Genomic DNA, 26,160 nt, shown 5'->3' on the forward strand with positions numbered 1-26,160 from the left:
ATTGGTATTATTCATTTTACTATCGAGAGAATGTAATGACTGATCTCGGTATTTTAAAAGGTATAAGGAACTAGTACTCTAATTTTTTCTATATCTAGTTCGTACTTCAGCAGATAATTTTAGGGAATTGGGGACTTTCCTGTTTTTGTTGGATGATTTTTCGCCTTTCCTGTGTTATAATAAGGAAGATTAAAAATGTAGAATAGTTAAAGGAGAAATTCCAATGGGACGTAAGTGGGCCAATATTGTAGCTAAGAAAACAGCTAAAGACGGCGCAAACTCAAAAGTTTATGCTAAATTCGGTGTAGAGATCTATGTAGCAGCGAAAAAAGGTGAACCAGATCCTGAGTTGAACACAGCCCTTAAGTTCGTTATTGATCGCGCTAAGCAAGCGCAAGTGCCAAAGCATGTTATTGACAAGGCGATTGATAAGGCTAAGGGAAATACAGACGAGACCTTTACAGAAGGTCGTTATGAAGGCTTTGGGCCAAATGGCTCTATGTTAATCGTTGATACATTGACTTCGAATGTCAACCGAACTGCGGCCAATGTCCGTGCAGCCTTTGGGAAAAATGGCGGAAACATGGGAGCTAGTGGCTCTGTGTCTTATCTTTTTGATAATAAAGGCGTTATCGTTTTTGCTGGTGATGATGCAGATAGCATCTTTGAATTGCTTTTAGAAGCAGATGTAGATGTGGACGATGTAGAGGCTGAAGAAGGAAGTATCACTGTTTATACAGCGCCGACTGACCTACATAAAGCAATTGTAGCTTTGCGTGAATCTGGTATCCAAGAATTCCAAGTGACAGAGCTGGAAATGATTCCTCAGTCTGAAGTGGAATTAACAGGAGAAGATTTAGAAACCTTCGAAAAATTGTATAGCGTCCTTGAAGACGATGAAGATGTCCAAAAAATCTACACCAACGTAGATGGATTCTAATTGAATAACATAAAAATACAGTCTGATTTAGTATAAGCTGCGTTCTAAGGCAGTTTCTAAATCAGACTGTATTTATTTTTAGTTAGTTAAGTGAAATTTTTTTAGGAATTGTTCCTGTTCCTCTTTGATAGCTTCTGTGGGATTTTTCACAGCAAGAATCATCTCAATCATTTCAGGATTGGCCTCGCGTACTAGCTGACTGAGAGCCCAGATGGCCGTAGCGATATGGATAGGATTTTGCCCTTTATCGATAATTTCTAGTAGTTTGGGAATAGCAGAGCGGTCATTGGCATTGGCTAGAGCAATGATGGCATTGCGTTGCAAGATGTTTTTTCCCCGCCAGCTACCTGCTATATGGCCAAATTTTTCCTTAAATTGACCATTAGAAAGTTCCAAGAAAGGTAGGAGCTCTGGATGGGCCAGTTCGGGGTCGATCTCAGTTGCGAGTGGATTGTCTAAACCTTTATTATAGGGGCAGCAAATTTGGCAGATGTCGCAACCATAGATGACTGTCTTGATTTTTTTGCGAAATTCTAGACCCATGATACCCTTATCTTGGGTTTGAAAAGATAGGCAGCGCTTGGCGTTCATAGTCCCATCGCCAATGAGACAGGAGGTAGGACAGGCCGTCACGCAGCGATTGCAGTCTCCGCAGTCATAGTCGACAGGCTGGTCAGGTTCGATGTCCAGATTGGTAATGAGCTCACCCAAAAACATGTAGGAACCAAATTCCTTGGAGATAACCAAGCCGTTCTTTCCGATAAAGCCTATTCCTGCTCGCCGGGCTACAGCGGTGTCGACCAAGGCTCCTGTATCTACCATGCCTTTATATTCAAAGTCGGCAGTTAACTCCTCAATTCCCTTTGCAAGCCGATCTAGCTTGTCCTGTAGGACATAGTGGTAATCCAGTCCCCAGCTGTTGGGAGTGAACTTTCCTCGTTTGTAGGCTGTTTTTTGTGGCTGTTGTTTGAGCTTGTGGGGATAGGCGACTGCGATAGAGATGATGGTCTTAGCTGAGGCCAAACTCAGCTTGGGCTTAATTCGCTCCTCGATGTTTTTATGTTCAAATCCTGAATTTCGACCTTCTTCTACAGCCAAGCGCAGCGACTTTTCCAGATAGTCAAAGTCATCCGCTGTCGTAAAACCAATTTTAGAAATGCCAATTTCTTTTGATAATTTGATAATTTCTTCTTTGATATTCATTGCTATTATTATATCGAAATTATGAGAATTATGCGAGAAACTACTTCGTGAAAATCATGATTATTTAGCAAATTTGAGTGCAAGAAGAGTTAGGCAGATAAGCGTGTAAATAGAGAAACGACAGCCTTTTAAGCCAATTGCTAAATGGATTATTTCTTGAAAGATAAGGGGAAACATGCTATAATGAGAGGAAACATTTATAAACAGAACATAGCGAGTAAGGAATAAAATGGCTAATATTTTAAAAAAAATCATCGAAAATGATAAAGGTGAAATAAGAAAATTAGAAAAGATGGCGGACAAGGTCATGTCCTATGAAGACGAAATGGCAGCCTTGACCGATGAAGAATTGCAAGCAAAAACGGTTGAATTTAAGGAACGTTATGCTAATGGTGAAACTTTGGATCAACTTTTGTTTGAAGCATTTGCAGTTGTCCGCGAAGGAGCTAAGCGTGTCTTAGGTCTTTTCCCATATAAGGTTCAGATTATGGGGGGGATTGTCCTTCACCATGGTGATGTGCCAGAAATGCGTACGGGGGAAGGAAAAACCCTAACAGCGACTATGCCTGTTTACCTGAATGCTTTATCTGGCCAAGGAGTTCACGTTGTTACAGTCAATGAATACTTGTCTGAGCGTGATGCGACTGAAATGGGTGAACTTTATTCTTGGTTGGGACTTTCTGTTGGTATCAACCTAGCATCTAAGTCACCAATGGAAAAAAGAGAAGCTTATGCTTGTGATATCACCTACTCAACCAACTCTGAAATTGGTTTTGACTACCTGCGCGATAACATGGTGGTTCGGGCTGAAAATATGGTACAGCGTCCGCTTAACTATGCCTTGGTTGATGAGGTGGATTCTATCTTGATTGACGAAGCGCGTACGCCATTGATCGTGTCAGGACCGACAGCTTCTGATACGAATCAGCTTTATTACAGAGCGGATAGCTTTGTGAAAACACTTCAAAAAGATGACTATATCATTGATATCCCATCTAAGACGATTGGTTTGTCAGATTCTGGTATTGACAAGGCTGAAAGTTACTTTAACTTAGAAAATCTATACGACCTTGAGAATGTTGCTTTGACTCACTTTATCGACAATGCCTTACGTGCTAACTATATCATGACCTTAGATGTGGATTATGTCGTGAGTGAAAAGCAGGAAATCCTCATCGTTGACCAATTTACTGGACGTACAATGGAAGGTCGTCGTTTCTCTGATGGACTCCACCAAGCGATTGAAGCCAAAGAAGCTGTGCCTATTCAAGAAGAATCAAAAACATCTGCTTCGATTACTTACCAGAACCTTTTCCGTATGTATAAAAAACTATCAGGGATGACAGGGACTGGTAAAACAGAAGAAGAAGAATTCCGCGAAATTTATAATATCCGTGTAATTCCAATTCCAACTAACCGTCCGGTTCAACGTATTGACCATCCAGATTTGCTGTATCCTAGCTTGGAAGCGAAGTTTAAAGCAGTCGTGGAAGACGTCAAGGAACGCTACAAAACAGGTCAACCTGTCTTGGTCGGTACAGTATCGGTTGACACGAGTGACTATCTTTCCCAAAAATTAGTGGCTGCAGGAATTCCTCATGAAGTTTTGAATGCTAAAAACCACTATAAAGAAGCACAGATTATCATGAATGCTGGTCAACGTGGTGCTATTACCATCGCGACCAACATGGCTGGACGTGGTACCGATATCAAGCTAGGTGAAGGTGTCCGTGAATTGGGTGGACTTTGTGTTATTGGTACAGAGCGCCATGAAAGCCGCCGGATTGATAACCAACTTCGTGGACGTTCAGGTCGTCAAGGGGATCCAGGTGAATCACAATTCTACCTATCTCTCGAAGACGATTTGATGAAACGCTTTGGTTCTGAGCGTATTAAGGCCTTGCTAGACCGGATGAATCTGAGCGAAGAAGAGTCTGTCATCAAGTCTCGGATGCTAACGCGTCAGGTGGAAGCAGCCCAAAAACGGGTTGAAGGAAATAACTACGATACTCGGAAGCAAGTCCTCCAATATGACGATGTCATGCGCGAACAACGTGAAATTATCTATTCTCAACGCTATGATGTCATCACAGCAGACCGTGATTTGGCTCCAGAAATTCATGCTATGATCCGTCGGACGATTAATCGGATTGTAGATGGAAGCAGTCATTCAGATCATGATGAAAAGATAGAAGCGATTCTGAATTTTGCTAAATATAATCTTGTAGCAGAGGATTCTATCTCAGCTGATGATTTAGAAGGTAAATCAAATCAAGAGATCAAAGATTACTTGATGGAGCGAGCTTCTGAAGTTTATGCCAATCAGGTTTCTAAACTTCGTGATGAAGAAGCAGTTCAAGAGTTCCAAAAAGTGCTGATTCTACGAGTTGTAGATAATAAATGGACAGATCATATCGACGCCTTGGATCAATTGCGTCAGGCTGTGGGGCTTCGCGGATATGCTCAGAACAACCCAGTTGTTGAATATCAGGCAGAAGGTTTCCGGATGTTTAATGATATGATCGGCTCTATCGAGTTTGATGTGACTCGTCTCATGATGAAAGCACAGATCCATGAGCAAGAACGTCCACGTACAGAGCACAGTATCAGCACGACAGCTACTCGAAACATTGCTGCCCAAAACCCAAATCTTCCAAAAGATGTTGATTTATCCTCTGTAAAAAGAAATGATTTATGTCCATGTGGTTCAGGTAAGAAATTTAAAAACTGTCATGGTCGCAAGAAGTAGTTTATAAGGAGAGAAGATGACCTTTAAAGCAACTAGTCAACCAATCAATGTAGCAGAAGTGCGTCAGCTTGCTAAGTTAGAAGGTTCTATTTTGGCTCGTAAGCAAGAACGAGATCGCCAACTAGAAGCTATTATCTGCGGTGAGGATGATCGCATCCTTTTGGTTATCGGTCCTTGCTCCTCAGACAATGAAGAAGCTGTCTTGGAATACGCTAAGCGTTTGGCAGCTCTTCAGGAAGAAGTCAAAGATCGGATCTTTATGGTCATGCGGGTTTATACAGCCAAGCCACGGACCAATGGTGATGGCTACAAGGGCTTGATTCACCAGCCTAATGCGACATCGGCACCTAGCCTAATCAACGGTATTAAGGCGGTTCGCAATCTGCATTACCGCGTGATTTCAGAAACTGGAATGACGACGGCTGACGAGATGCTTTATCCAGAAAATCTTCCCCTAGTAGATGATTTGATTTCCTATATGGCGATCGGTGCTCGTTCTGTTGAGGATCAGCAGCACCGCTTTGTGGCCAGTGGAGCGGATTTCCCAACTGGCCTGAAAAATCCAACATCTGGCAATCTAAATGTCATGTTTAATGGCATTTATGCGGCTCAGAACAAGCAGAGCTTCCTCTTTGCAAATCGAGAAGTAGAGACGAGCGGAAATCCTTTGGCCCATGCGATTCTGCGCGGTGTCATCAATGAATATGGGAAGAATATTCCGAACTACTATTATGATAATCTGCTGGACACAATCGCCCAGTATGAAGCAATGGGATTAGAAAATCCATTTATCATCATCGATACCAACCATGACAACTCTGGCAAGCAGTATTTGGAGCAAGTCCGTATTGTCCGTCAGACTTTGATCAACCGCGACTGGAATAATAAAATCAAGAAGGTTGTTCGTGGCTTTATGATTGAATCTTACTTGGAAGATGGCCGACAAAATGAACCAGAAGTCTTTGGCAAATCTATCACAGATCCATGCCTAGGCTGGGATAAGACAGTCGAACTCGTCCATGAGATATACGACACACTAGGTAAATAATATGGCATTTATAGAAAAAGGTCAGGAAATTGACATCGAGCAGATCAAGTCTGCAACGATTTTGTCAGACCAAGCTCTGAAAAAGAAACATCAGCGTGATCAGGAATTAGCCGCCATCATCAAGGGAGAAGATCAACGTTTGCTCTTGGTTATCGGACCCTGCTCATCTGACAATGAAGAGGCGGTATTGGAGTACGCTCGCCGGTTGGCCGACCTCCAGCAGAAAGTAGCGGATAAGATTTTTATCGTCATGAGGGTCTATACTGCCAAGCCTCGGACCAATGGGGACGGCTATAAGGGGCTCGTTCACCAGCCAGATACTTCAAAAAGTCCAAGCTTGATCAATGGGTTAAAGGCAGTGCGCCAGCTTCATTACCGAGTCATTACTGAGACAGGCTTGACTACTGCTGATGAAATGCTCTATCCTTCCAATCTAGTGCTGGTAGATGATTTGGTTAGTTATCATGCCGTAGGTGCTCGATCGGTTGAAGACCAAGAACACCGCTTTGTAGCGTCTGGCATTGACGCTCCGGTTGGTATGAAAAATCCAACATCTGGCAATCTTGGGGTCATGTTTAATGCCGTCTATGCTGCTCAAAATAAGCAAATCTTCCTTTATCATGGTCAGGAAGTAGAAACGTTAGGAAATCCTCTTGCGCATGTGATTTTGCGTGGTGCGTTAGATGAGTACGGTAAGAACAAGCCTAACTTCTATTACGAAAATCTTCTGGATGTGATTAAACGCTATGAAGAAATGAAACTAACCAATCCTTTTATCCTGATTGATACCAACCATGATAATTCTGGAAAGCAGTATTTGGAGCAGATCCGGATTATCCGTCAGACTCTGATCAACTGTGCTTGGAATGAGCAAATCAAGAAGGCTGTGCGTGGATTCATGATTGAGTCCTATTTGGAGGATGGCCGCCAGAATGAGCCAGAAGTCTTTGGTAAGTCTATTACCGATCCTTGCTTGGGCTGGGATAAGACAGAAGAGCTCATTCAGGAAATCTATGATACCTTAGAAAAAGAAGCTTAAAAGAAAGGATTAGGAGGCTTTGGTAGAAGTCTGCTAATGAATATAGGCAAGCTCATACTCTACGAAATCTAATTTTGATGATGTTAAACCTCTTTGATGCATTTCAGTGTCATTTTCATCGGTTTGCCTTGTCGAAATTAGATTTTCTTTCAATCTCCTTGGGAGAAGAGCCTTGTCTTGTATTCTTAATAGAAGTATGATAAGAGGACATGGAATAGATATAGAAGAGATTTCTAGCATTGGTCGGGCCTATGAGAAGAATGAGCGCTTTGCTGAGAAAATCTTGACAGCTCAGGAGTTGGCTCGGTTTGGCTCCTTAAAGGGAAAGCGCAAGCTGGAATATTTGGCGGGTCGCTGGTCAGCTAAAGAAGCCTTTGCCAAGGCTTGGGGGACCGGTATTGGCCCTGTGACTTTTCAAGATTTGGAAATTTTAAATGATGATAAGGGGGCACCTTATTTTAGTAAGTCTCCCTTTGCTGGTTCGGTATGGCTATCAATCAGTCATGCCGGAAATCTAGTAACCGCCAGTGTGATTTTGGAGGAAGACAATGAAAGCTAGTCTACATAGACCCACTAAAGCAGTCATAGACCTGTCTGCTATTGCATTTAATATTGAGCAAATTGCGGCTCATATTCCCCAGTCGGTCCAGAAGTGGGCAGTAGTCAAGGCCAATGCTTATGGACATGGTGCGGTTCCTGTCTCTCAGTACGTCCAGCCCCTTGTAGATGGTTTTTGTGTGTCTAATATTGACGAAGCCCTCGAACTACGAGAAGCTGGCATTGCTAAATCCATTCTTATTTTGGGTGTTTCCTCACTAGAGGCTGTGTCTTTAGCGATCCAGCAGCAGATTACTTTGACAGTGGCCAGCCTAGCTTGGTTGGAGGAACTCTTGAGCCAGCAAGCTAATCTGACGGGCTTGACTGTTCATATCAAGATTGATTCAGGCATGGGACGTATTGGCTTCCGTGATAGTCAAGAAGCCCAGCAGGCAATTAGTCGCCTGCAAGCAGCAGGTGCTGTGGTAGAAGGAATTTTCACTCATTTTGCAACTGCAGATGAATTAGATACAAGTCATTTTGTAGCCCAATTAAGTCGATTTAAAGAGGTCTTGAGTGAGTTAGCTTTCTTGCCGCCAGTTGTGCATGCTAGTAACTCTGCAACAACTCTTTGGCATAGTGAAACGATTATGAATGCTGTTCGGCTGGGCGATATTATTTATGGGTTGAATCCTAGCGGACGAGTGCTGGACTTGCCATATGCGGTTAAACCAGCTTTGAGTTTAGAATCTGCCTTGGTTCATATCAAAGAAATTCAAGCGGGAGTCCATGTTGGCTATGGGGCAACCTATACCAGTGATAGCCAGCAAATCATTGGAACCATTCCTTTGGGTTACGCTGATGGCTGGACCCGGGATATGCAGGGCTTTGATGTCTTGATCGATGGTCAGCGCTGTCCAATTGTCGGTCGTGTTTCCATGGATCAGATCACGGTGCGTCTGCCTCGAGTCTATCCTTTGGGAACGAAGGTGGTCTTGATTGGCCAGAGCGGCGCCGAGCTTATCACAGCAACGGATGTGGCAGACAAACGTGGTACGATCAATTATGAAGTGGTCTGCTTAATCAGCGATAGGGTACCGAGAGAGTATAAAAAGTAAAAGACAATCAAGAAGAAGGAAAGGAGACAGGATGAATCTGCACCAGGCTTTGACGGCTCTGCCAGGAGTGGGGCCAAAATCGGCTGAAAAATTTAAAAAACTAGGCCTTGAGAGCCTGCAGGATCTCCTGCTCTATTTTCCTTTTCGCTATGAAGATTTTAAGAGTAAGAATGTCCTTGATTTAGAAGATGGAGAAAAGGCGGTCATTTCGGGGATCGTCGCGACTCCAGCTAATGTTCAGTATTATGGCTACAAGCGCAATCGCCTGCGTTTCACAATCAAGCAGGGAGAAGTCGCGATTGCAGTCAATTTTTTCAATCAGCCTTATCTGGCAGATAAGATTGAGCTGGGAGCAACGGTGGCTATTTTTGGTAAATGGGATAAAGCCAAGGCTAGTCTGACGGGGATGAAGGTGTTAGCTCAGGTCGAAGACGACTTGCAGCCTGTTTATCGAGTTGCCCAAGGGATCAGTCAGGCCAGTCTAGTTAAACTGATTAAGGCGGCCTTTGACCAAGGTCTAGATCAGTTATTGGAGGAAAATCTCCCTACTATCCTTCTGGAACGCTACCAGCTTTTGGGGCGCACTCAAGCTGTGCGTGCCATGCACTTTCCTAGGGACTTAGCGGAATACAAGCAGGCTGTGCGTCGAGTCAAGTTTGAAGAACTTTTTTATTTCCAGATGCAACTGCAGGTTCTGAAGCATGAGACCAAGGATGTCAGCCAGGGACTGGCTATTCCTTGGCAGGAAAAAATGCTGGCTCAAAAGAAGGCTGAGCTGCCTTTTGCCCTGACGGAAGCTCAGGAGCGGAGTCTGGAAGAAATTCTTAGTGATTTGCAATCGCCTGGCCACATGAACCGCCTCCTGCAGGGAGATGTTGGTAGTGGTAAGACCGTTGTGGCTGGTTTGGCCATGTATGCCGCCTATACGGCAGGTTACCAGTCGGCTTTGATGGTTCCGACAGAAATCTTGGCTGAGCAGCATCTGGACAGCCTGGCTCAGCTCTTTCCTGAGCTGAATTTGGCCCTCCTGACTGGTGGCATGAAAGCCGCTGAACGCAGAGAGACTTTAGCTGCCATAGAGTCGGGGCAAGTAGATATGGTGGTCGGCACTCATGCCTTGATTCAGGAAGGGGTAGTTTATCATCGACTTGGCTTAGTCATCATTGATGAGCAGCATCGTTTTGGGGTGGACCAGCGTCGGATTTTGCGGGAAAAGGGAAATAATCCAGACGTTCTCATGATGACAGCCACGCCGATTCCTCGAACTTTGGCTATTACCGCTTTTGGCGATATGGACGTCTCCATCATTGACCAGATGCCGGCTGGCCGCAAGCCCATCATTACTCGCTGGGTCAAGCACGAGCAATTAGAAGTGGTTTTGGACTGGATGAAAAAAGAGCTGGCCAAGGGCGCCCAAGTCTACTTTATTTCTCCCTTGATTGAGGAATCGGAGGCTTTGGATTTAAAAAATGCGATTGCTCTAGAGGAAGAACTTAAGGCCTACTTTGCCAATCAGGCTCAGGTGGCTCTCCTTCACGGTCGTATGAAAAATGACGAAAAAGAAGCCATTATGCAGGATTTCAAGGATGGGAAAACGGATATTCTAGTGTCAACTACAGTTATTGAAGTCGGCGTCAATGTTCCGAATGCGACCATCATGGTTATCATGGATGCTGATCGCTTCGGACTCAGCCAGCTTCATCAGCTGCGGGGCCGAGTTGGTCGGGGAAATAAGCAATCGTATGCCGTTCTAGTTGCCAATCCCAAGACAGAGTCTGGCAAGAAACGGATGAAAATCATGACCGAGACAACAGATGGCTTCGTTCTGGCTGAGGAAGACCTCAAGATGCGTGGCTCTGGTGAAATTTTCGGTACCCGTCAGTCTGGTATTCCAGAGTTTCAGGTGGCGGACATCGTGGAGGATTATCCCATTCTGGAAGAAGCGCGCAAGGTAGCCAGTCAAATAGTCGCCAATCCTAGCTGGCGGCAGGATGCCAACTGGCACCTAGTATCCCTGCATCTAGAAAAACGCGATTATCTGGACTAGCTAGATAAAGTTTGGATTTATTTGTTTAAGCTTTCTGCAAGAAAATTCTAAGCCTTCCTTAAGCTTTGAGGTCTATAATAAAAGTATCAAAAGAAACGAGGTGGCAAAAATGAAAGTAGCAGTTAAAGTAACCTATAAAAAAGAATTCAAACAGATGCGCCGCGTGAACAAGACTTATGGAATCTAATAATTCCAAGTGAAAGATAAAAGAAGATACCTCCGGAAGAAATTCTGGAGGTATTTTGCTATTGAATCAAGGCTTTCTTGCAATTTATGTTATAATATAGAATAACTATGATAAAAGGAGCTCAATTATGTTTCCAGATGACAGTTTGACTTTACATACAGACTTATACCAAATCAATATGATGCAGGTTTATTTCAACGAAGGTATCCATAATAAGCGTGCTGTTTTTGAAGTCTATTTTCGCAAGAATCCTTTTAATAATGGCTATGCCGTTTTTGCGGGCTTAGAGAGGATTGTGGCTTATCTGAATGATTTGACATTCAGTCAGACGGATTTGGACTATTTAGCGTCTTTGGGCTATAATGGAGCTTTCTTAGAGTATTTACGCGATTTCAAGATGCAGCTGACCGTGCGTTCAGCTAAAGAAGGAGATTTGGTTTTTGCCAATGAGCCGATTGTTCAGGTCGAAGGACCGCTGGCTCAATGTCAGTTGGTGGAAACAGCGATTTTAAATATCGTGAATTTCCAAACCTTGATTGCGACCAAGGCAGCTCGCATCCGCTCTGTGATCGAAGATGAGCCGTTGATGGAGTTTGGTACCCGTCGTGCTCAGGAAATGGATGCGGCGATTTGGGGTACGCGGGCGGCCGTTATCGGTGGAGCCAATGGCACCAGCAATGTTCGAGCAGGTAAGCTCTTTGATATTCCCGTTCTGGGGACGCATGCCCATGCACTTGTGCAGGTTTATGGCAATGATTACGAGGCTTTCAAGGCTTATGCAAGTACTCATCGGGACTGTGTGTTCTTGGTAGACACCTACGATACGCTTCGGATCGGGGTTCCTACGGCCATTCGTGTAGCGCGTGAATTTGGGGATAAAATCAATTTCTTAGGTGTGCGGATCGATTCTGGAGACTTGGCCTATATTTCTAAAAAAGTTCGCCAGCAGTTAGATGAAGCGGGCTTCCCAGATGCTAAAATTTACGCTTCCAATGATTTGGATGAAAATACCATCCTCAACTTAAAAATGCAAAAGGCCAAGATTGATGTCTGGGGCGTGGGAACTAAGCTCATTACTGCCTACGATCAGCCAGCTCTGGGTGCTGTTTACAAAATTGTAGCGATTGAAGATGAGAATGGACACTTACGCAACACCATCAAGCTCTCCAACAATGCTGAAAAGGTTTCGACTCCGGGCAAGAAGCAGGTTTGGCGGATTACCAGCCGTGAAAAAGGCAAGTCCGAGGGCGATTACATCACTTATGATGGTGTGGATGTCAATCATCAGGAAGAGCTCGAAATGTTCCATCCGACTTATACTTATATCAATAAAACAGTCAAGAATTTTGATGCGGTGCCGCTCTTGGTGGATATTTATAAAGAAGGTCAGCTCGCTTACGATTTGCCGAGTCTGTCTGAGATTCAGGACTATGCCCGCCAAGAATTTGACAAACTCTGGGACGAATACAAGCGGGTCCTCAATCCACAAGATTATCCGGTCGATTTGGCGCGTGATATTTGGCAGGACAAGATGGACTTGATTGACCAGATGCGCAAGAAAGCCTACCAGACAGGAGCAGAAAAATGAGCCTACAAGAAGAAATCATCCGCCAACTAGGCGTCAAACCAGTCATTGATCCAGAGGAAGAAATCCGCAAATCGGTGGACTTTCTCAAGGCCTATCTGAGAAAGCACCCTTTTTTGAAAAGTTATGTTTTGGGCATTTCTGGTGGTCAGGACTCAACCTTGGCTGGCCGCTTAGCTCAGCTGGCTGTAGAGGAAATGCGGGCCGAGACTGGGGATGATAGCTACCGCTTTATCGCTGTCCGCCTGCCTTACGGTGTTCAGGCAGATGAAGACGATGCCCAAAAAGCTTTGGCTTTCATCCAGCCTGATGTCAGTCTGACAGTCAATATCAAAGAATCCGCTGATGCCATGACAAAGGCTGTAGAAGCAACGGGTGCCAAAGTCTCTGATTTTAACAAGGGCAATATCAAGGCCCGCAGTCGTATGATTGCCCAGTATGCTTTGGCTGGTTCATACAGTGGGGCTGTCATTGGGACCGACCATGCTGCAGAAAATGTCACGGCCTTTTTCACCAAGTTTGGGGATGGCGGAGCGGATATTTTACCACTTTACCGTCTCAATAAACGTCAAGGTAAGCAACTTTTGGCTGCCTTAGGAGCGGATCCGGCCCTCTATGAAAAGGTGCCGACGGCTGATTTGGAAGAGGAAAAACCGGGGATTGCCGATGAAGTAGCTTTAGGCGTGACCTATAATGAAATTGACGACTATCTCGAAGGGAAGTCCGTTTCAGCCCAAGCACAAGAAACGATCGAGTCTTGGTGGCACAAAGGTCAGCACAAACGCCATTTGCCGATTACGATTTTTGATGAATTTTGGAAGTGAGAATCTCGATCGAAACTTTTTAGTCTGAGTCAAGAAACGAGAAAGCAATGAAAAAGTTAGGCTTGCCTAACTTTTTTACTTGCGCTCTTTTTTTAAAGTTCTATAATAGATGTATAATGACAAGGAGGATTCTATGAATTCATTAAAACAAGATTTTACAGATAAGTTGTACGCTGCTTATGAGGCTAACCCCAAGTATGCAGCGATGGAAAATGCTATTAGCCACAATGGGCTCTTGACTTCTTTAGAAAAACGGACTGCTGCTGTAGAAAATGCACCTGTTTTCTCACTGGATCTCACCAAAGACAAGGTCAGTGACCAAAAAGCATCTGGCCGCTGCTGGATGTTTGCGGCTCTCAATACTTTCCGCCACAAGATGATTGCAGGTTTCCAATTGGAGGATTTTGAGCTATCTCAGGCTCATACCTTCTTTTGGGATAAGTATGAAAAGTCCAACTGGTTCTTGGAGCAGGTTTTGGCAACGTCTGACCAAGAATTGACTAGTCGCAAGGTCAAGTTTCTCCTAGATACGCCTCAGCAGGATGGCGGTCAGTGGGATATGGTCGTGGCACTTTTTGAGAAATACGGCGTCGTGCCTAAGTCAGTCTATCCAGAGTCAATTTCTTCCAGCAATAGCCGTGAGCTCAATCAAATTCTCAATAAACTGTTGCGTCAGGATGCGCAAATCTTGCGTGAATTGGCCCTGAATGGTGCAGATGAGGCTACGCTACAAGCTAAGAAAGAAGCTTTGCTGCAGGAAATTTTCAACTTTTTAGCGATGTCGTTGGGCTTACCGCCTCGGAAATTTGACTTTGCATATCGAGACAAGGACGGTAATTACCATAGGGAAGCTGATTTGACTCCGCGGGCCTTTTACCAAAAATATGTTGACCTCAAGCTGGATGACTATGTGTCGATTATCAATGCGCCAACGGCCGATAAACCTTATGGCAAGTCATACACAGTCGAGATGTTGGGCAATGTAGTCGGCAGTAAGCCTGTTCGCTATTTGAATGTAGAAATGAAACGTCTCAAGGAATTGGCAATCGCTCAGATGCAGGCTGGTGAGACCGTTTGGTTTGGCTCTGATGTGGGTCAGTCCAGCAATCGCAAGGCTGGTATCATGGAAGCAGGTATGCATGATTTAACCTCTAGTATGGATATCCAGTTGACTCAAGATAAAGCAGGTCGTCTTGATTACAGCGAAAGCCTCATGACTCATGCCATGGTACTGGCTGGAGTAGACTTGGATGAAAAGGGTCAAGCTAAAAAATGGAAGGTAGAAAATTCTTGGGGTGAAAAGGTTGGAGATAAGGGCTACTTTGTCGCCAGCGACGCTTGGATGGATGAGTACACTTACCAAATCGTAGTCAGAAAAGAATTCTTGACTCCAGAAGAGTTGGCAGCCTACAATGCAGAGCCAATTGTCCTAGCACCGTGGGATCCAATGGGAGCTCTTGCTAATGGCGAAATGATTTGATAGGATGAGCAATTGCAGAAAGCTATTGATTTATTTAAACATAAAAAAGCTTGGATTTCTAAAATCCAAGCTTTTTTAGTTTAACGATGTTCAGCTCCTTGGTTAGAACTAGTTGAGCTGCTGGTTGTTCCAGAACTTGTTGAACTTGTTTGGGAACTAGAGTTGGTACTACTATGTTCTTCGCTAGATTCACTCGTACTTTGACTTGAAGACTCTGAGCTTGACTCAGAAGTGGAGCTTGAAGATGATTGGCTATAAGCGCGGCTGTAAGTTGAAGTACCATTGAGATAGAGATAGGATCCGCTACGGAAAAGTCCGCTTGGTGGTGTCCAGTCTTCATTGCTATAACCTGTCAGATAGAGCATCATAGAGCGGTAAACATCGGTTGCCACCTTAACTCCATCGTCTAAAACAGGAGTGAGGCGATTTGAGTAACCGGTCCAAACAGCCATAGAGTATTGTGGAGTGTAGCCAACGAACAGCTCGTCTGGTGTCACAATGCTAGAACTGTAATAAGGTTTTGTCAACTTCTCTAGCTCATCATCTGCATAGTTGGAAGTACCAGTTTTACCTGCTTGATAGACTCCTGGAATTGCAGCATTAGTACCAGTTCCAGACTGAAGAACGGTCTTCATCATGTCGGTCATCATGTAGGCTGTCGTCTCTTTCATAGCTTTTGAACCGCCATTTGAAAAGACTTTTTCTGTACCGTCGCTAAAGACAACTCGGTTTACATATTGTGGTTTGTAATATGTACCGCCATTAGCAAAGGCAGCGTAGGCAGCAGCCATTTTTTCGCTACTTGCTCCGTATTGGTTACCAGATTCGCTTGTATTACTTGAAATCGCATTAGAATAATGCATTTCAGGATAATTAATGCCAAGGCCATTGAGGAATTTCAATGAATTATCTAATCCGACTGCTTCCAGCGATTTGACGGCTGGTACGTTACGGGATTCTTGGATAGCGTATTGGATAGTAATCCAGCCATAATAGCGTTTATCCCAGTTATAGACAGGAGTAGAGGTTCCAGGGAAATAGTAAGGAGCATCTTGGATTGAGGCAGCGGTGGAAGTGAAAACATTGTATTCCAAGGCTGGGGCATAATCAGTGATTGGTTTCATGGTAGAACCCCAGTCGCGATTCGTTTCGACTGCTTGGTTGGTACCAAAAGAAACGTTGGAAGACTGATGGCGAGCACCCAGTTGGGCAATGACTTTCCCGTTGGTAACATCCATAACGGTTGATGCCACTTGCAGTTCATCATCTGGATAAGCAACATATTCTTCCGTGTTGTAAATATCCCACAATTTTTTCTGTGCTTCGGTATTAACGTTGGTATAAACTTCCATACCAGTCGTAAGGACATTGTAGCCAGTTTCTTCTTCGACTTGCTCAATAACTTCTTTCAAGTAGTTATCCATATAGGCAGGATAGCTAGCTGAATTTTTCAAGCTCTGTAAGCCGTCGGTCACTGGTGTATTGATAGCTTGTTCGTATTGTTCTGGTGAGATGTACTTGAGTTCATACATTTCAGATAATACGAGATTACGACGCTGAGTGGCAGCTTCTGGATTTGTGTAAGGGTCATATTGGTTAGGAGCCTGAGGCATTCCTGCAAGCAGGGCAATCTGAGGAAGGGTCAAATCTTTCAAATCTTTACCATAGTAACTTTGAGAAGCTGTTTGCATCCCGTAATTTCCATTAGACATATAGACTTTATTGACATAATAAGTCAGGATTTCTTGCTTGGTAGCCTTTCGCTCAAGTTGAGTTGCCAGCCATGCTTCTTGGATTTTCCGAGAAAGGGTAGCATCCGCTGAGGAAGTGGAGAAATAAGTCAACTTGATCAACTGCTGGGTTAAGGTAGATCCCCCTTGACGTCCGCCTCCTTTCAGATTGCTTAGGAAGGCTCCTCCTATCCGAATGAAATCAACCCCACGGTGATTAAAGAAGCGGTGGTCCTCAATCGCAACGATGGCATCTACTAGCTGTGTAGGGATCTGGTCTGTTGACGCATTGACACGCTTTTCAGAACCGAGGTCCGCAATCAGATTGTTATCGCTATCGTAAATCTTACTTGAAGTTGTTGCGACAAGATCCTTCTCAGAAAGGGTAGGAGACTTGGCGACATAGTATGTGAAGACAAGAACGCCAGTCACAACTCCAATGATAAAGAGAGATAAGAGGGCAGTTGCAAGATATTTTAAGGCCTGCAAAAGGGTTTGTTTATTCATTTGTGATACCACCTAGTAGTTTTTGTTCGATAATTTCAAGGTAAGGGATGCTTGGAAATTGCTTTGTTTCGATTAAAAATCCATGTTCTTTAATGTAAGACAAAGGAAGGGATTTTCCACCTTTATCCATCTTATAAAATGTAATGAGATAAGATGCCGGAAGTAGATAAGTCTCCCGCAAGCTAGAGAAGTGCAGTAAGACAAAGCAGATTCCTTTTTGCTGAAGGACAGCCTCCATATGTTCAATCTGGTGTAGATGGAAATTCTTCAGAGGCATGGCTGTTTTTTGCCGTGTTTCCTTGGCTTCAAAATCAATATAATGTCCCTTAAAGACACCAGAATAATCAGTCGTGGATGCCTGTCGAAAATAGGCCTCCACAATCTTTGCACGACTGCGTTGAGGATAATCCACTTTGACAATCTGAATGGGTGTCGGCTTCTTATGAATGACAGCGAGCCCCCTACTCAAATAGTAGTTGTTGGATTCGTTGATCATCTTCTCAAAAGACATCCCACGATTGGCAAAGTTAACAGTCGTCTTTGAACCTGGATGGGCTAGTTTACTTTTTATCTTTAGCTTGTGAGGGTAGTTGACCATAAAACTCCTTATTGGTACAATAACATCACTCTATTATATCATAAAAATATTTTTTGAGGGAGAATAAATGACAAGTCTATTAATTGTAGGTTACAAGGCTTTTGAACTTGGCATTATGAATGAAAAAGACATGCGGATCAAGATCATCAAAGAGGCGGTCAGACGGGATTTGCGGCGCCTGCTGGATGAAGGATTGGAGTGGCTCATCTTTACGGGAAATCTAGGTTTTGAAACTTGGGTTTTGGAAGTTGCTCAGGAATTGAGAGAAGATTATAATTTCAAGATTGCGACAATTTTTCTTTTTGAGGATCAGGGAAAAAATTGGAACGAAGGAAATCAGGCTAAACTAGCAGATTTTAAACAAGTAGATTTTGTCAAATATGCTTATCCTAGCTACCAAAATCCGAGTCAGTTTCGTGAGTACAACCAATTTTTGCTTCAGAATACGGATGGAGCTTACCTGTTTTACGATGAGGAAAATGAGACCAATCTTAAGTATCTTTACAGGGAGATGAAGAATCAAGAACAGTATTTTATCAAAAAATTAACATTTGATGATCTGAATGAGGTTGCAGAAATTTTTTCGGAAAAGTAGGGTATAAATCTTGCTTTTTATAGGTGATTTCGTATATAATTGGATATGATAAACTAGATTGGAGTGAGAGCATGGCGAGTATTATTTATACAGCAAAAGATATTTTTGATCAAGACTTTAAGCGTGAAGTGCGAGGATATAGCAAGGCTGAAGTGGATGAGTTTTTGGATGATGTGATTAAGGATTATGAAACTTATGCAGCTTTGGTAAAGGAGTTACGTGAGGAGATTGCCCTTCTGAAGGAACAAGTATCTGATCAAGCAACTGCTACTCCTTCAACGCCTAGTCAGCCAGCTCAACCAACGATTGAGATGCCACAGATGGGAACAGCGACAAACTTCGATATTTTGAAACGCTTAAGCCGTTTGGAAAAGGAAGTTTTTGGTAAACAAATTCTGGACAGCGAGGAGCAATAATGCTGCAGAGTGCAATTTTTGGATAATCGCGTGAAGATTTAATATTTTCATGAGGAAAGTCCATGCTAGCACCGGCTGTGATGCTGGTAGTGTTTGTGCTAGGCGAAACAATAAGCCTAGGGACGGAGCAATCCGTTACGGCGACTGAAAAGGCTAAGTCTTTAGATAGGTCTGAATAGGTCTGAAAGTGCCACAGTGACGTAGTTCTTCTGGAAACAGAAGAAGTGGAACGCGGTAAACCCCTCAAGCTAGCAACCCAAACTTTGGTCGGGGCACGGAATGCGTGGAAACGAACATAGCATTCTGACTGGAAACAGTAGACAGATGATTATCGAAGGAGATGGTACCTAGTCATTTCTGGAACAAAACATGGCTTATAGAAAATTGCACATAGGTTAGCTAGCGTATGCTAGCTTTTTGATTAAGGTATAGATTCCCTTTGACAGAAGTGAGCTGAAGGGATAAAATGAGGAAAGTAAGGCTTTTCTCAAGAGGGTGGTTAAGCAAGAACATTCTGATTTCTAGCTGAGGCCAGCTTTTAGAGTGTGCCCAATCAGAAATTGATAGAGTAAGAAAGAATGAAAGAAAAATTTAATTTAATTGCTACAGCGGCGGCAGGTCTGGAAGCTGTGGTTGGCCGTGAGATTCGGGATTTGGGCATAGATTGTCAGGTTGAAAATGGCCGTGTTCGCTTTAGTGGAGACATGGCTACCATCATTCAAACCAATCTCTGGCTACGCTCAGCAGATCGGATTAAGATTGTTGTGGGAACATTTCCAGCCAAAACGTTTGAAGAGCTTTTTCAAGGCGTCTTTGCTTTGGACTGGGAAAATTATTTGCCCTTAGGTGCCAAATTTCCCATTTCTAAAGCCAAATGCGTCAAGTCAAAACTGAATAATGAGCCCAGTGTTCAAGCCATTTCAAAAAAAGCAGTTGTGAAAAAACTGCAAAAGCATTATGCTCGTCCAGAAGGTGTCCCCTTGCAGGAAAATGGAGCAGAGTTTAAGATTGAAGTTTCCATTTTAAAAGACCTTGTGACGGTCATGATTGATACCAGCGGTTCTAGCTTGTTCAAACGTGGCTATCGGATAGAAAAAGGCGGAGCGCCAATCAAGGAAAATATGGCAGCAGCGATTTTGCTTTTGTCGAACTGGTATCCGGACAAACCCTTGATTGACCCGACTTGCGGATCAGGAACCTTCTGTATCGAAGCGGCTATGATTGGGATGAAGATGGCGCCAGGTTTACATCGTTCCTTTGCTTTTGAAGACTGGAATTGGGTTGACAAGGACTTGGTACGTCGGCTTCGGGCAGAGGCCCTAGCTCAGATTGACCAAGACATCCAGCTGGATATTTCAGGTTCCGATTTGGATGCTCGTCTGGTAGAGATTGCCAAGAAAAATGCGGAAGAAGCGGGTGTTGCTGACCAGATTCAATTTAAGCAAATGCGTCTACAAGACCTTCATACGGACAAAATCAATGGGGTTATTATCTCCAATCCGCCTTATGGTGAGCGTTTGTTGGACGATGATGCGGTGACCAAGCTCTATCAAGAAATGGGAGAGACCTTTGCTCCGTTGAAGACCTGGAGTAAATTTATCTTGACCAGTGATGAGGCCTTTGAAGCCAAATATGGCAGTCAGGCGGATAAAAAGCGAAAACTTTACAATGGTACTTTAAAAGTTGATTTATATCAATACTTTGGCCAAAGGGTCAAAAGACAACTAGATTAGAAAGGAAATGCTGTGAGCAAAGAAGAAAAGATGCCAACAGAGCAAGAATCAAAGGAAACCGTTCTTGACTTAGAAGATGCGAAAGAAATGACGGTCGGTCAGGCTGCTCGGAAAAACGAGGAAGTCGAAGCTGGTGTGACTGAAGGAGATAATATCCTTGATAAATACATCAAGCAACACCGAGATGAAATCGAGGCTGGGAAATTTGAAACCCAAAAGCTGAGAATCATGGAAGAGCTGGCACAACAAAAAGAAGCTTTGATACAAGAGACCATCAAACAGCTTAAGAGTCAGTCTCAGGCGAAGGAAAATACTGCCAATGTGCCATTACCTTCGGTGCAGCCAGTGAAAGCAGAAGCTGCAAACTCGGCAAATGTAGAGGCTACAAAGGCCGCACAACCAGCGCTAACAGTTGCAGCTGAAGCACCAATCATCCCGGCAACAAAGCCGGTATCAAATCCAGTTCCGACAGTATTTGAAGATGAGGACGATCCTGAGACAAAACCTTTCTACAAGAAGAAAGGCTTCCTATACTCGGCCTTAGGTCTTGTAGCACTTGCCGCTGGAACGACTTGGTATTTTCATCAAGGGTGGGGGAGCCACAAGTCGACAACTGGTTCCGGTTCGACCGTTTCTTCTAGCAAAAAGAAATCTGCAAGTTCCAGTGAAGCTAAGAAAGAGGCTGCTAAAGAATTTGAAGACCTTTATGCCAGCTTCTTTACGGATAGTAGTCAGACAGCTATCAAAAATGACAAGTTTGGCGATTTGGATAAGCTGAAAGCTAAGTTAGATGTCTTAACTGGCAGCTCAGAATATACAGCTGCTAAGAAGAAATATGATGACCTTGTCAAGCAAATTTCTGCTATCCAAAGTGTGAATTCGCAATTCAATACGGGTGCTATCGTTGATGGTCTCTTGAAGACGGATGCCCAAGTGAAAGAAAACGCTAATCTTCCAGATGTATCGACAGGTAATAGCAAGTTGGATGAGGTCTTGAAGGCGGCTATTGCTCAAGGACGCAGTCAGCAGCTACCAGCACCGGCGCCTAGTCCAACAGTGGAACCGTCAGCGCCATCAACAACACCAACAGTGCCAGCTGCACCATCAACGCCGCCAGCTGTTAATCCAGCGCCTAGTGATCCTAGTGGCATTAGAAATGCAGAAACTGGTATCGGACTGCCAAGTGCAGGAGTTAACCTCCAGCGCCACCTTAGCCGTGTGCCTTACAATCAAGCAGCTATCGATGATGTGAACAATCCTGCTTGGACATTCAATCCAGGTGTTTTAGAAACGATCCTCAAGGTGTCTCGCGAGCGTGGCTATATCACAGGAGATCAGTTTATCCTTGAAAAAGTTAACATTGTCAAGGGGAATGGCTACTACAATCTCTATAAACCAGATGGTACTTATCTATTTAGTATGAACTGTAAGACAGGCTACTTTGTAGGGAATGGAGCTGGGTATGCAGAAGATTTGGATTATTAATCACCTTTCTCGCTAACTCATTCAAAATATGATAAAGAAAAAGTTAGACGGTTCTGAGTCAAGTATCTTGGGTCAGCCGTCTAGCTTTTTTGTATAAATAGTTACTTATTGTTAATTACTATATTAACCTGTAGTTTAAATCTCTAGGTTAATATGGATAGTTTAAAATAGCTTGATTTATCAAGCTTATTGTCAATAAATAAAGATTTCAATAGATTGAATTCTTGTCTTATTTTTGTTAAAATACTATCTGGAGCATTAGGGCACCTAGAATAAAAATGTAAAAAAGTGTGTATTTTTGCTTATAAACTATAGCATGCAATAAGCCAGCTTCTTTGCTAATGGTCATGAGATTAACAAAAACTGGCATGTTGGAAAAGGAAAGGAAAAGGATGTTTCGAAGTAAGAAATATAACAAAGATTTCGAGATTATTGACGAAAAGAAGCGGTATAAGCTCTATAAGTCTGGGAAAAATTGGGTAAAAGCTTCAAATTCTCAACTCGACCTCTTTCGTATCGGTGGAATGGGAGAAGTTGTCTCAAGCAGCTTGTCAGATACTGAAGAGCTTGATCACGACCATCTGAGCCTCAATACTCTTGCAGGTCTGGGAGGGATATTAGCCGCTGGGGCAGCGGGGCTAATGGTGACTCAGGAGCAGTCTGTCTATGCAGATGAAATATCTGAATCTACTGATAAAGCAGTTATTTCAGCTGAAGTCAAGGACAATGAAGAAGCAACAGAAGCAAGTACAAATTCGATCATTGCTCAAGCGCAAGCAGAAATGCGAAAAGCAAAAGCAGAACAGGCTTCTGAGTTGGCCTCTGTTTCAGTTAGTCAGTCAGTCAGCGCTTCAGTCTCTACAAGTGAGTCAGTCTCTCTTAGTATCTCGACTAGCCAGTCTGTTAGTCAATCGCTCAGCCAATCAGTTTCCGCTAGTAACTTAACTTCTATCAGCCGGTCTGTATCTGCTAGCAATTCAGTCTTGACTAGCAAATCAGTGAGTACTGCGCCTGCTGCAAAAGTATCAGAGAGCAAAGCGCCCGCTAAGCTAGAAAGTGCTAACAATACAACTTCTCTAGAGCAGGATAAAGTGCTAACTAGCGCGTCAGTAGCTGATGCTTCCGTCTCAGCTTCTAATTCTGTCTCACTGGATATCAGAGTCAATGTTGCTGATAGCTTTGTTTCATCTGGTGCAGGACAAAGTTTAGCTAGCGCTACTTTGAGCAATAGCCAAGCTCTAGCAACCAGCAACAACTTGGCCGCTGGTGTGCTAGCGGATAAGAACCAAGCTCAAGGCAAGGATGCGCTCAAACAAGCTGAGAAGAGTCAAACGGTAGATAAGACCGTGACCACTTCACCAAAAGAGTCTGTCACTGCTAAACAACAAGAAGAAAACCGTAGGAAGTTGACCAATCTTTCAGCTGAAATAGGTGACTATCTAGCAAAAGCAGTTGGTTTGCCAAATACGGATTCAGCTCTTGTTAAGGCCAATGCTGCAGTAACAGAAATTGAAAAAGCCCTGACTGATCCGACTAGTGATTTAACAACAGTAGTGCAAAAAGCTACTTTAGCACGTAATTCGATTATTAATGCTGTTTTTGCGGCTAATTCTGGTGTGCGTGATCCACGAAATGGGACAGAAATTGCTAGAGGGACACACTCACGTGCAGCCTCTAATCCGCCTACGATTTCTATGCCATCTACTATCACAATTTATAATGATGAAACAGTTAATTTCCAGATAAGGCTGAATGATGATCAAGGGATGGATAAAATCACGGCTTCCCCATCCAATGCTATTATTACAGGTTTAAATGCACCGAACTATCCAGCTAGCAAGAAAAGGGGATTTGGAGATCTATATACCTATGATAGATCGGGAAGACAAACAGGTGCCCAAAGGTCATACACCATTGACATAACAGGGATGGTGGGTCGTGAAAACGGTACTTGGAAACCCTATAAACCAGGTACCTATGTTCTGGAGTACACAGTAACAGATATTCATCGCCTGACTGCGACAGCACGTACGAATTTCCATATCAAAGGCTTCAACGAACGCCACAACCCAGTTAGTGGGGATACCGTTATTGTTAAGAATCCCTCTTCTTTGACTGTAAGTGAACGCAATCAAGTACTTGAAAAATTTAAAGAAAAAAACCAGTCGCTTTTATCTGGTAGTGATTTTACGAAAGATGGCGTAACCGGAACGATTGCGGTAGCTGAAAATGGGAATATTACCATTACCTACCGTGATAATACTACAACTGTTATCCCAGCTAATGTGGATGCTATTCCAGTTCCAAGTGCGACGGTGACTCGTAACGGTCAAACTCTAACACCTGTAAACGGCAACTATATTGTGTACGCAGGAGATGATATTCAAATTAATTTCACTGCTACAGATAATAGCGGGCAATTATCAGAATTTAAGATTGTTTCAAATGAAGATGCAAATGGTTCAGCCCTTAAAAATAATTTCTTTGAAGATAATAAATATGGGACGGGAACAGTAGATCATTTAACGGGGAATATCACAGCAACTACTGCTAGTCCAGCTCGCATTACAGTAAGAGCTCATTTGAATGATAATCTAGAGTACGATAAAAATGGTAGAAATAGTTGGCAACGTAATGCAGTAGCAACGGATAAGGCTGGGAATAAAAATAGTGCAGGAAATGCTTCGCCAGGTAATGTCCGTATTGTGCAAGGTAGACTGACAGATATTATGGAAGGGGTAGCACCGACCGAAACCTTCCAAGTAGAGAATGTTTCTGAATTAAAACCTCAAGAAAAAACTCGTATATTGGCGGCTGTTGAGAAACTAAACAATAAGCAGGAAAAACGTATTGATTCCTTTACTATTAGTAACAATGGAACAGTTACCATTATCTATAAAGATAAGACTACGGATACGTTCACTGTAAAACTTTCTGATAGTGAGTATAAGAGTAGCAGTACTTCAACTAGTCTAAGTCAAAGACAGTCAACCAGTGCCTCAGTAAGTGCAAGTACATCAGCGAGTGCGTCGGCTTCAACGAGCGCCAGCCGTTCAGTTTCTGCTAGCCAGAGCTTGTCTACTTCCTTGCGCAATAGCCAATCGGCATCGATGAGCGCCAGCCGCTCGGTTTCAGCGAGAAATAGTGTTTCGGCCTCAGTGAGCGGTAGTCAGTCTGTCTCAGTGAGTCAGAGCGCTGCTTCATTGAGCTTGAGCCGTTCAGTTTCATTGAGCAAGAGCGCATCAACCTCATTGAGCGGCAGCCAATCAGTTTCATTGAGTAAGAGTGCCTCCGCATCATTAAGCTTGAGCCAATCCATCTCACTAAGTAAGAGTGCATCAACTTCATTGAGTGGTAGCCAATCCGTCTCATTAAGCAAGAGTGCTTCAGCGTCATTGAGTGGTAGCCAGTCAGTCTCACTAAGCAAGAGTGCCTCCGCTTCATTGAGCTTGAGTCAATCTGTCTCATTGAGTAAAAGTGCCTCAGCATCGTTGAGTGGTAGTCAATCTGTCTCATTAAGTAATAGTGCTTCAGCATCGTTGAGCTTGAGTCAGTCAGTTTCATTGAGCAAGAGCGCTTCAGCATCACTGAGCTTGAGTCAGTCAGCCTCATTGAGCAATAGTGCTTCAGTATCGCTGAGCGGTAGCCAATCCGTCTCATTAAGTAATAGTGCTTCAGCTTCGTTGAGTGGTAGCCAGTCAGTCTCAGTAAGTGCCAGTGCTTCAGCATCGTTGAGCTTGAGCCAGTCAGTTTCGGCAAGTGAATCTGTTTCAACCTCATTGAGCACAAGTCAGTCAGTCTCAGTAAGTGCAAGTGCCTCAACTTCATTGAGCGGTAGCCAATCCGTTTCAACAAGTGCAAGTGCCTCAGCATCATTGAGCCTGAGCCAATCAGTTTCAGCAAGCGAATCAGCTTCAGCGTCATTGAGCTTGAGCCAGTCTGTCTCAGCAAGTGCCAGTGCTTCAGCATCAGTAAGCTTGAGTCAATCTGTTTCAATAAGCGCAAGTGCTTCAGCGTCATTGAGCGCAAGCCAGTCTGTCTCAGCAAGTGCCAGTGCTTCAACCTCAATGAGCGCAAGCCAGTCTGTATCAGCAAGCGAGTCTGCTTCAGCGTCAATGAGCTTGAGCCAGTCTGTCTCAACAAGCGCAAGTGCTTCAGCATCAGTAAGCCTGAGCCAGTCTGTCTCAGCAAGCACAAGCACTTCAGCATCAGTAAGCTTGAGCCAATCCGTTTCAACAAGTGCAAGTGCCTCAGCATCATTGAGCCTGAGCCAATCAGTTTCAGCAAGCGAATCAGCTTCAGCGTCATTGAGCTTGAGCCAGTCTGTCTCAGCAAGTGC

At 43.6% G+C, this 26,160-nt stretch carries 18 protein-coding genes and 1 other RNA gene; 16 read left to right on the forward strand and 3 right to left on the reverse strand.

Annotated features, from left to right (window positions below; translation table 11 throughout):
• Positions 1 to 223: 223 nt before the first annotated feature.
• Positions 224 to 940, forward strand: coding sequence for a YebC/PmpR family DNA-binding transcriptional regulator (locus tag FZ954_RS11345; RefSeq protein WP_045498557.1), 717 nt, complete (start codon positions 224 to 226; stop codon positions 938 to 940).
• Between the two features lie 78 nt (positions 941 to 1,018).
• Here FZ954_RS11345 and queG read toward each other — a convergent pair whose 3' ends face one another.
• Entirely contained in the window at positions 1,019 to 2,143 is a 1,125-nt protein-coding gene (queG, locus tag FZ954_RS11350) for a tRNA epoxyqueuosine(34) reductase QueG (protein ID WP_148878423.1), read from the reverse strand.
• A 229-nt stretch (positions 2,144 to 2,372) separates the two neighbouring features.
• Between queG and secA the strand changes: the two genes are divergently transcribed.
• The 9 genes from secA (at position 2,373) to pepC (ending at position 14,757) form a co-directional block, all read left to right on the forward strand.
• Positions 2,373 to 4,892: a preprotein translocase subunit SecA gene (gene secA / locus FZ954_RS11355; RefSeq protein ID WP_148878424.1), complete on the forward strand. Its 2,520-nt coding sequence runs from the start codon at positions 2,373 to 2,375 to the stop codon at positions 4,890 to 4,892.
• 16 nt (positions 4,893 to 4,908) lie between these two features.
• A complete protein-coding gene (locus tag FZ954_RS11360) occupies positions 4,909 to 5,940 on the forward strand; it encodes a 3-deoxy-7-phosphoheptulonate synthase (protein WP_148878425.1) in 1,032 nt (343 codons plus the stop codon).
• 1 nt (position 5,941) lies between these two features.
• Positions 5,942 to 6,979, forward strand: a complete 1,038-nt coding sequence (locus FZ954_RS11365; RefSeq protein WP_148878426.1) for a 3-deoxy-7-phosphoheptulonate synthase — start codon at positions 5,942 to 5,944, stop codon at positions 6,977 to 6,979.
• A gap of 196 nt (positions 6,980 to 7,175) precedes the next feature.
• Entirely contained in the window at positions 7,176 to 7,538 is a 363-nt protein-coding gene (gene acpS / locus FZ954_RS11370) for a holo-ACP synthase (protein ID WP_045498572.1), read from the forward strand.
• Positions 7,528 to 8,634: an alanine racemase gene (alr, locus tag FZ954_RS11375; RefSeq protein ID WP_148878428.1), complete on the forward strand. Its 1,107-nt coding sequence runs from the start codon at positions 7,528 to 7,530 to the stop codon at positions 8,632 to 8,634. Before acpS ends, alr begins: the two co-directional genes overlap by 11 nt.
• Before the next feature lie 31 nt (positions 8,635 to 8,665).
• Positions 8,666 to 10,681, forward strand: coding sequence for an ATP-dependent DNA helicase RecG (gene recG, locus FZ954_RS11380; RefSeq protein ID WP_148878429.1), 2,016 nt, complete (start codon positions 8,666 to 8,668; stop codon positions 10,679 to 10,681).
• A gap of 314 nt (positions 10,682 to 10,995) precedes the next feature.
• On the forward strand, positions 10,996 to 12,456 hold the full coding sequence (locus tag FZ954_RS11385) for a nicotinate phosphoribosyltransferase (protein WP_148878430.1): 1,461 nt from the start codon (positions 10,996 to 10,998) through the stop codon (positions 12,454 to 12,456).
• Complete coding sequence (gene nadE / locus FZ954_RS11390; protein WP_148878431.1) at positions 12,453 to 13,277, forward strand: ammonia-dependent NAD(+) synthetase; 825 nt, start codon at positions 12,453 to 12,455, stop codon at positions 13,275 to 13,277. The genes FZ954_RS11385 and nadE overlap by 4 nt, the downstream gene beginning before the upstream one ends.
• A 133-nt stretch (positions 13,278 to 13,410) precedes the next feature.
• Positions 13,411 to 14,757, forward strand: a complete 1,347-nt coding sequence (gene pepC / locus FZ954_RS11395) for an aminopeptidase C (protein WP_148878432.1) — start codon at positions 13,411 to 13,413, stop codon at positions 14,755 to 14,757.
• Positions 14,758 to 14,837: 80 nt separating this feature from the next.
• On the opposite strand, the gene pbp1a is transcribed toward pepC, so the two are convergent.
• Together pbp1a and recU are read right to left on the reverse strand one after the other, a co-directional pair.
• Positions 14,838 to 16,994: a penicillin-binding protein PBP1A gene (gene pbp1a, locus FZ954_RS11400; protein ID WP_062005708.1), complete on the reverse strand. Its 2,157-nt coding sequence runs from the start codon at positions 16,992 to 16,994 to the stop codon at positions 14,838 to 14,840.
• Positions 16,987 to 17,592, reverse strand: coding sequence for a Holliday junction resolvase RecU (gene recU, locus FZ954_RS11405; protein WP_148878433.1), 606 nt, complete (start codon positions 17,590 to 17,592; stop codon positions 16,987 to 16,989). The genes pbp1a and recU overlap by 8 nt, the downstream gene beginning before the upstream one ends.
• Before the next feature lie 67 nt (positions 17,593 to 17,659).
• On the opposite strand from recU, the gene FZ954_RS11410 reads away from it, so the two are divergent.
• The 6 genes from FZ954_RS11410 to FZ954_RS11805 form a co-directional block, all read left to right on the forward strand.
• Positions 17,660 to 18,187, forward strand: a complete 528-nt coding sequence (locus FZ954_RS11410; RefSeq protein ID WP_148878434.1) for a DUF1273 domain-containing protein — start codon at positions 17,660 to 17,662, stop codon at positions 18,185 to 18,187.
• A gap of 71 nt (positions 18,188 to 18,258) precedes the next feature.
• On the forward strand, positions 18,259 to 18,603 hold the full coding sequence (gene gpsB / locus FZ954_RS11415) for a cell division regulator GpsB (protein WP_148878435.1): 345 nt from the start codon (positions 18,259 to 18,261) through the stop codon (positions 18,601 to 18,603).
• 14 nt (positions 18,604 to 18,617) lie between these two features.
• Positions 18,618 to 18,985: RNase P RNA component class B (gene rnpB, locus FZ954_RS11420), an RNA gene on the forward strand.
• Positions 18,986 to 19,181: 196 nt separating this feature from the next.
• The gene (locus FZ954_RS11425) at positions 19,182 to 20,336 is read left to right on the forward strand and encodes a class I SAM-dependent RNA methyltransferase (RefSeq protein ID WP_148878436.1); all 1,155 of its coding nucleotides are present in this window, start codon (positions 19,182 to 19,184) and stop codon (positions 20,334 to 20,336) included.
• A 12-nt stretch (positions 20,337 to 20,348) separates the two neighbouring features.
• Positions 20,349 to 21,821 (forward strand): cell division site-positioning protein MapZ family protein, encoded by a 1,473-nt coding sequence (locus FZ954_RS11430; RefSeq protein ID WP_148878437.1) that lies wholly within the window; start codon positions 20,349 to 20,351, stop codon positions 21,819 to 21,821.
• A 392-nt stretch (positions 21,822 to 22,213) separates the two neighbouring features.
• Positions 22,214 to 26,160: KxYKxGKxW signal peptide domain-containing protein (locus FZ954_RS11805; RefSeq protein WP_187423374.1), on the forward strand; the 3,947-nt coding region annotated here is incomplete at its 3' end.

Origin of the sequence: Streptococcus sp. Marseille-P7375, assembly GCF_902460365.1 — a bacterium.
In the GTDB taxonomy this organism is placed as follows: domain Bacteria; phylum Bacillota; class Bacilli; order Lactobacillales; family Streptococcaceae; genus Streptococcus; species Streptococcus cristatus_I.

What these genes read in the sequence shown, in the direction of transcription:
- FZ954_RS11345 (WP_045498557.1), top strand. Translation starts at nt 224, where the DNA reads ATGGGACGTAAGTGGGCCAATATTGTAGCTAAGAAAACAGCTAAAGAC.
- queG (WP_148878423.1), bottom strand. Translation starts at nt 2,143, where the DNA reads ATGAATATCAAAGAAGAAATTATCAAATTATCAAAAGAAATTGGCATT.
- secA (WP_148878424.1), top strand. Translation starts at nt 2,373, where the DNA reads ATGGCTAATATTTTAAAAAAAATCATCGAAAATGATAAAGGTGAAATA.
- FZ954_RS11360 (WP_148878425.1), top strand. Translation starts at nt 4,909, where the DNA reads ATGACCTTTAAAGCAACTAGTCAACCAATCAATGTAGCAGAAGTGCGT.
- FZ954_RS11365 (WP_148878426.1), top strand. Translation starts at nt 5,942, where the DNA reads ATGGCATTTATAGAAAAAGGTCAGGAAATTGACATCGAGCAGATCAAG.
- acpS (WP_045498572.1), top strand. Translation starts at nt 7,176, where the DNA reads ATGATAAGAGGACATGGAATAGATATAGAAGAGATTTCTAGCATTGGT.
- alr (WP_148878428.1), top strand. Translation starts at nt 7,528, where the DNA reads ATGAAAGCTAGTCTACATAGACCCACTAAAGCAGTCATAGACCTGTCT.
- recG (WP_148878429.1), top strand. Translation starts at nt 8,666, where the DNA reads ATGAATCTGCACCAGGCTTTGACGGCTCTGCCAGGAGTGGGGCCAAAA.
- FZ954_RS11385 (WP_148878430.1), top strand. Translation starts at nt 10,996, where the DNA reads ATGTTTCCAGATGACAGTTTGACTTTACATACAGACTTATACCAAATC.
- nadE (WP_148878431.1), top strand. Translation starts at nt 12,453, where the DNA reads ATGAGCCTACAAGAAGAAATCATCCGCCAACTAGGCGTCAAACCAGTC.
- pepC (WP_148878432.1), top strand. Translation starts at nt 13,411, where the DNA reads ATGAATTCATTAAAACAAGATTTTACAGATAAGTTGTACGCTGCTTAT.
- pbp1a (WP_062005708.1), bottom strand. Translation starts at nt 16,994, where the DNA reads ATGAATAAACAAACCCTTTTGCAGGCCTTAAAATATCTTGCAACTGCC.
- recU (WP_148878433.1), bottom strand. Translation starts at nt 17,592, where the DNA reads ATGGTCAACTACCCTCACAAGCTAAAGATAAAAAGTAAACTAGCCCAT.
- FZ954_RS11410 (WP_148878434.1), top strand. Translation starts at nt 17,660, where the DNA reads ATGACAAGTCTATTAATTGTAGGTTACAAGGCTTTTGAACTTGGCATT.
- gpsB (WP_148878435.1), top strand. Translation starts at nt 18,259, where the DNA reads ATGGCGAGTATTATTTATACAGCAAAAGATATTTTTGATCAAGACTTT.
- FZ954_RS11425 (WP_148878436.1), top strand. Translation starts at nt 19,182, where the DNA reads ATGAAAGAAAAATTTAATTTAATTGCTACAGCGGCGGCAGGTCTGGAA.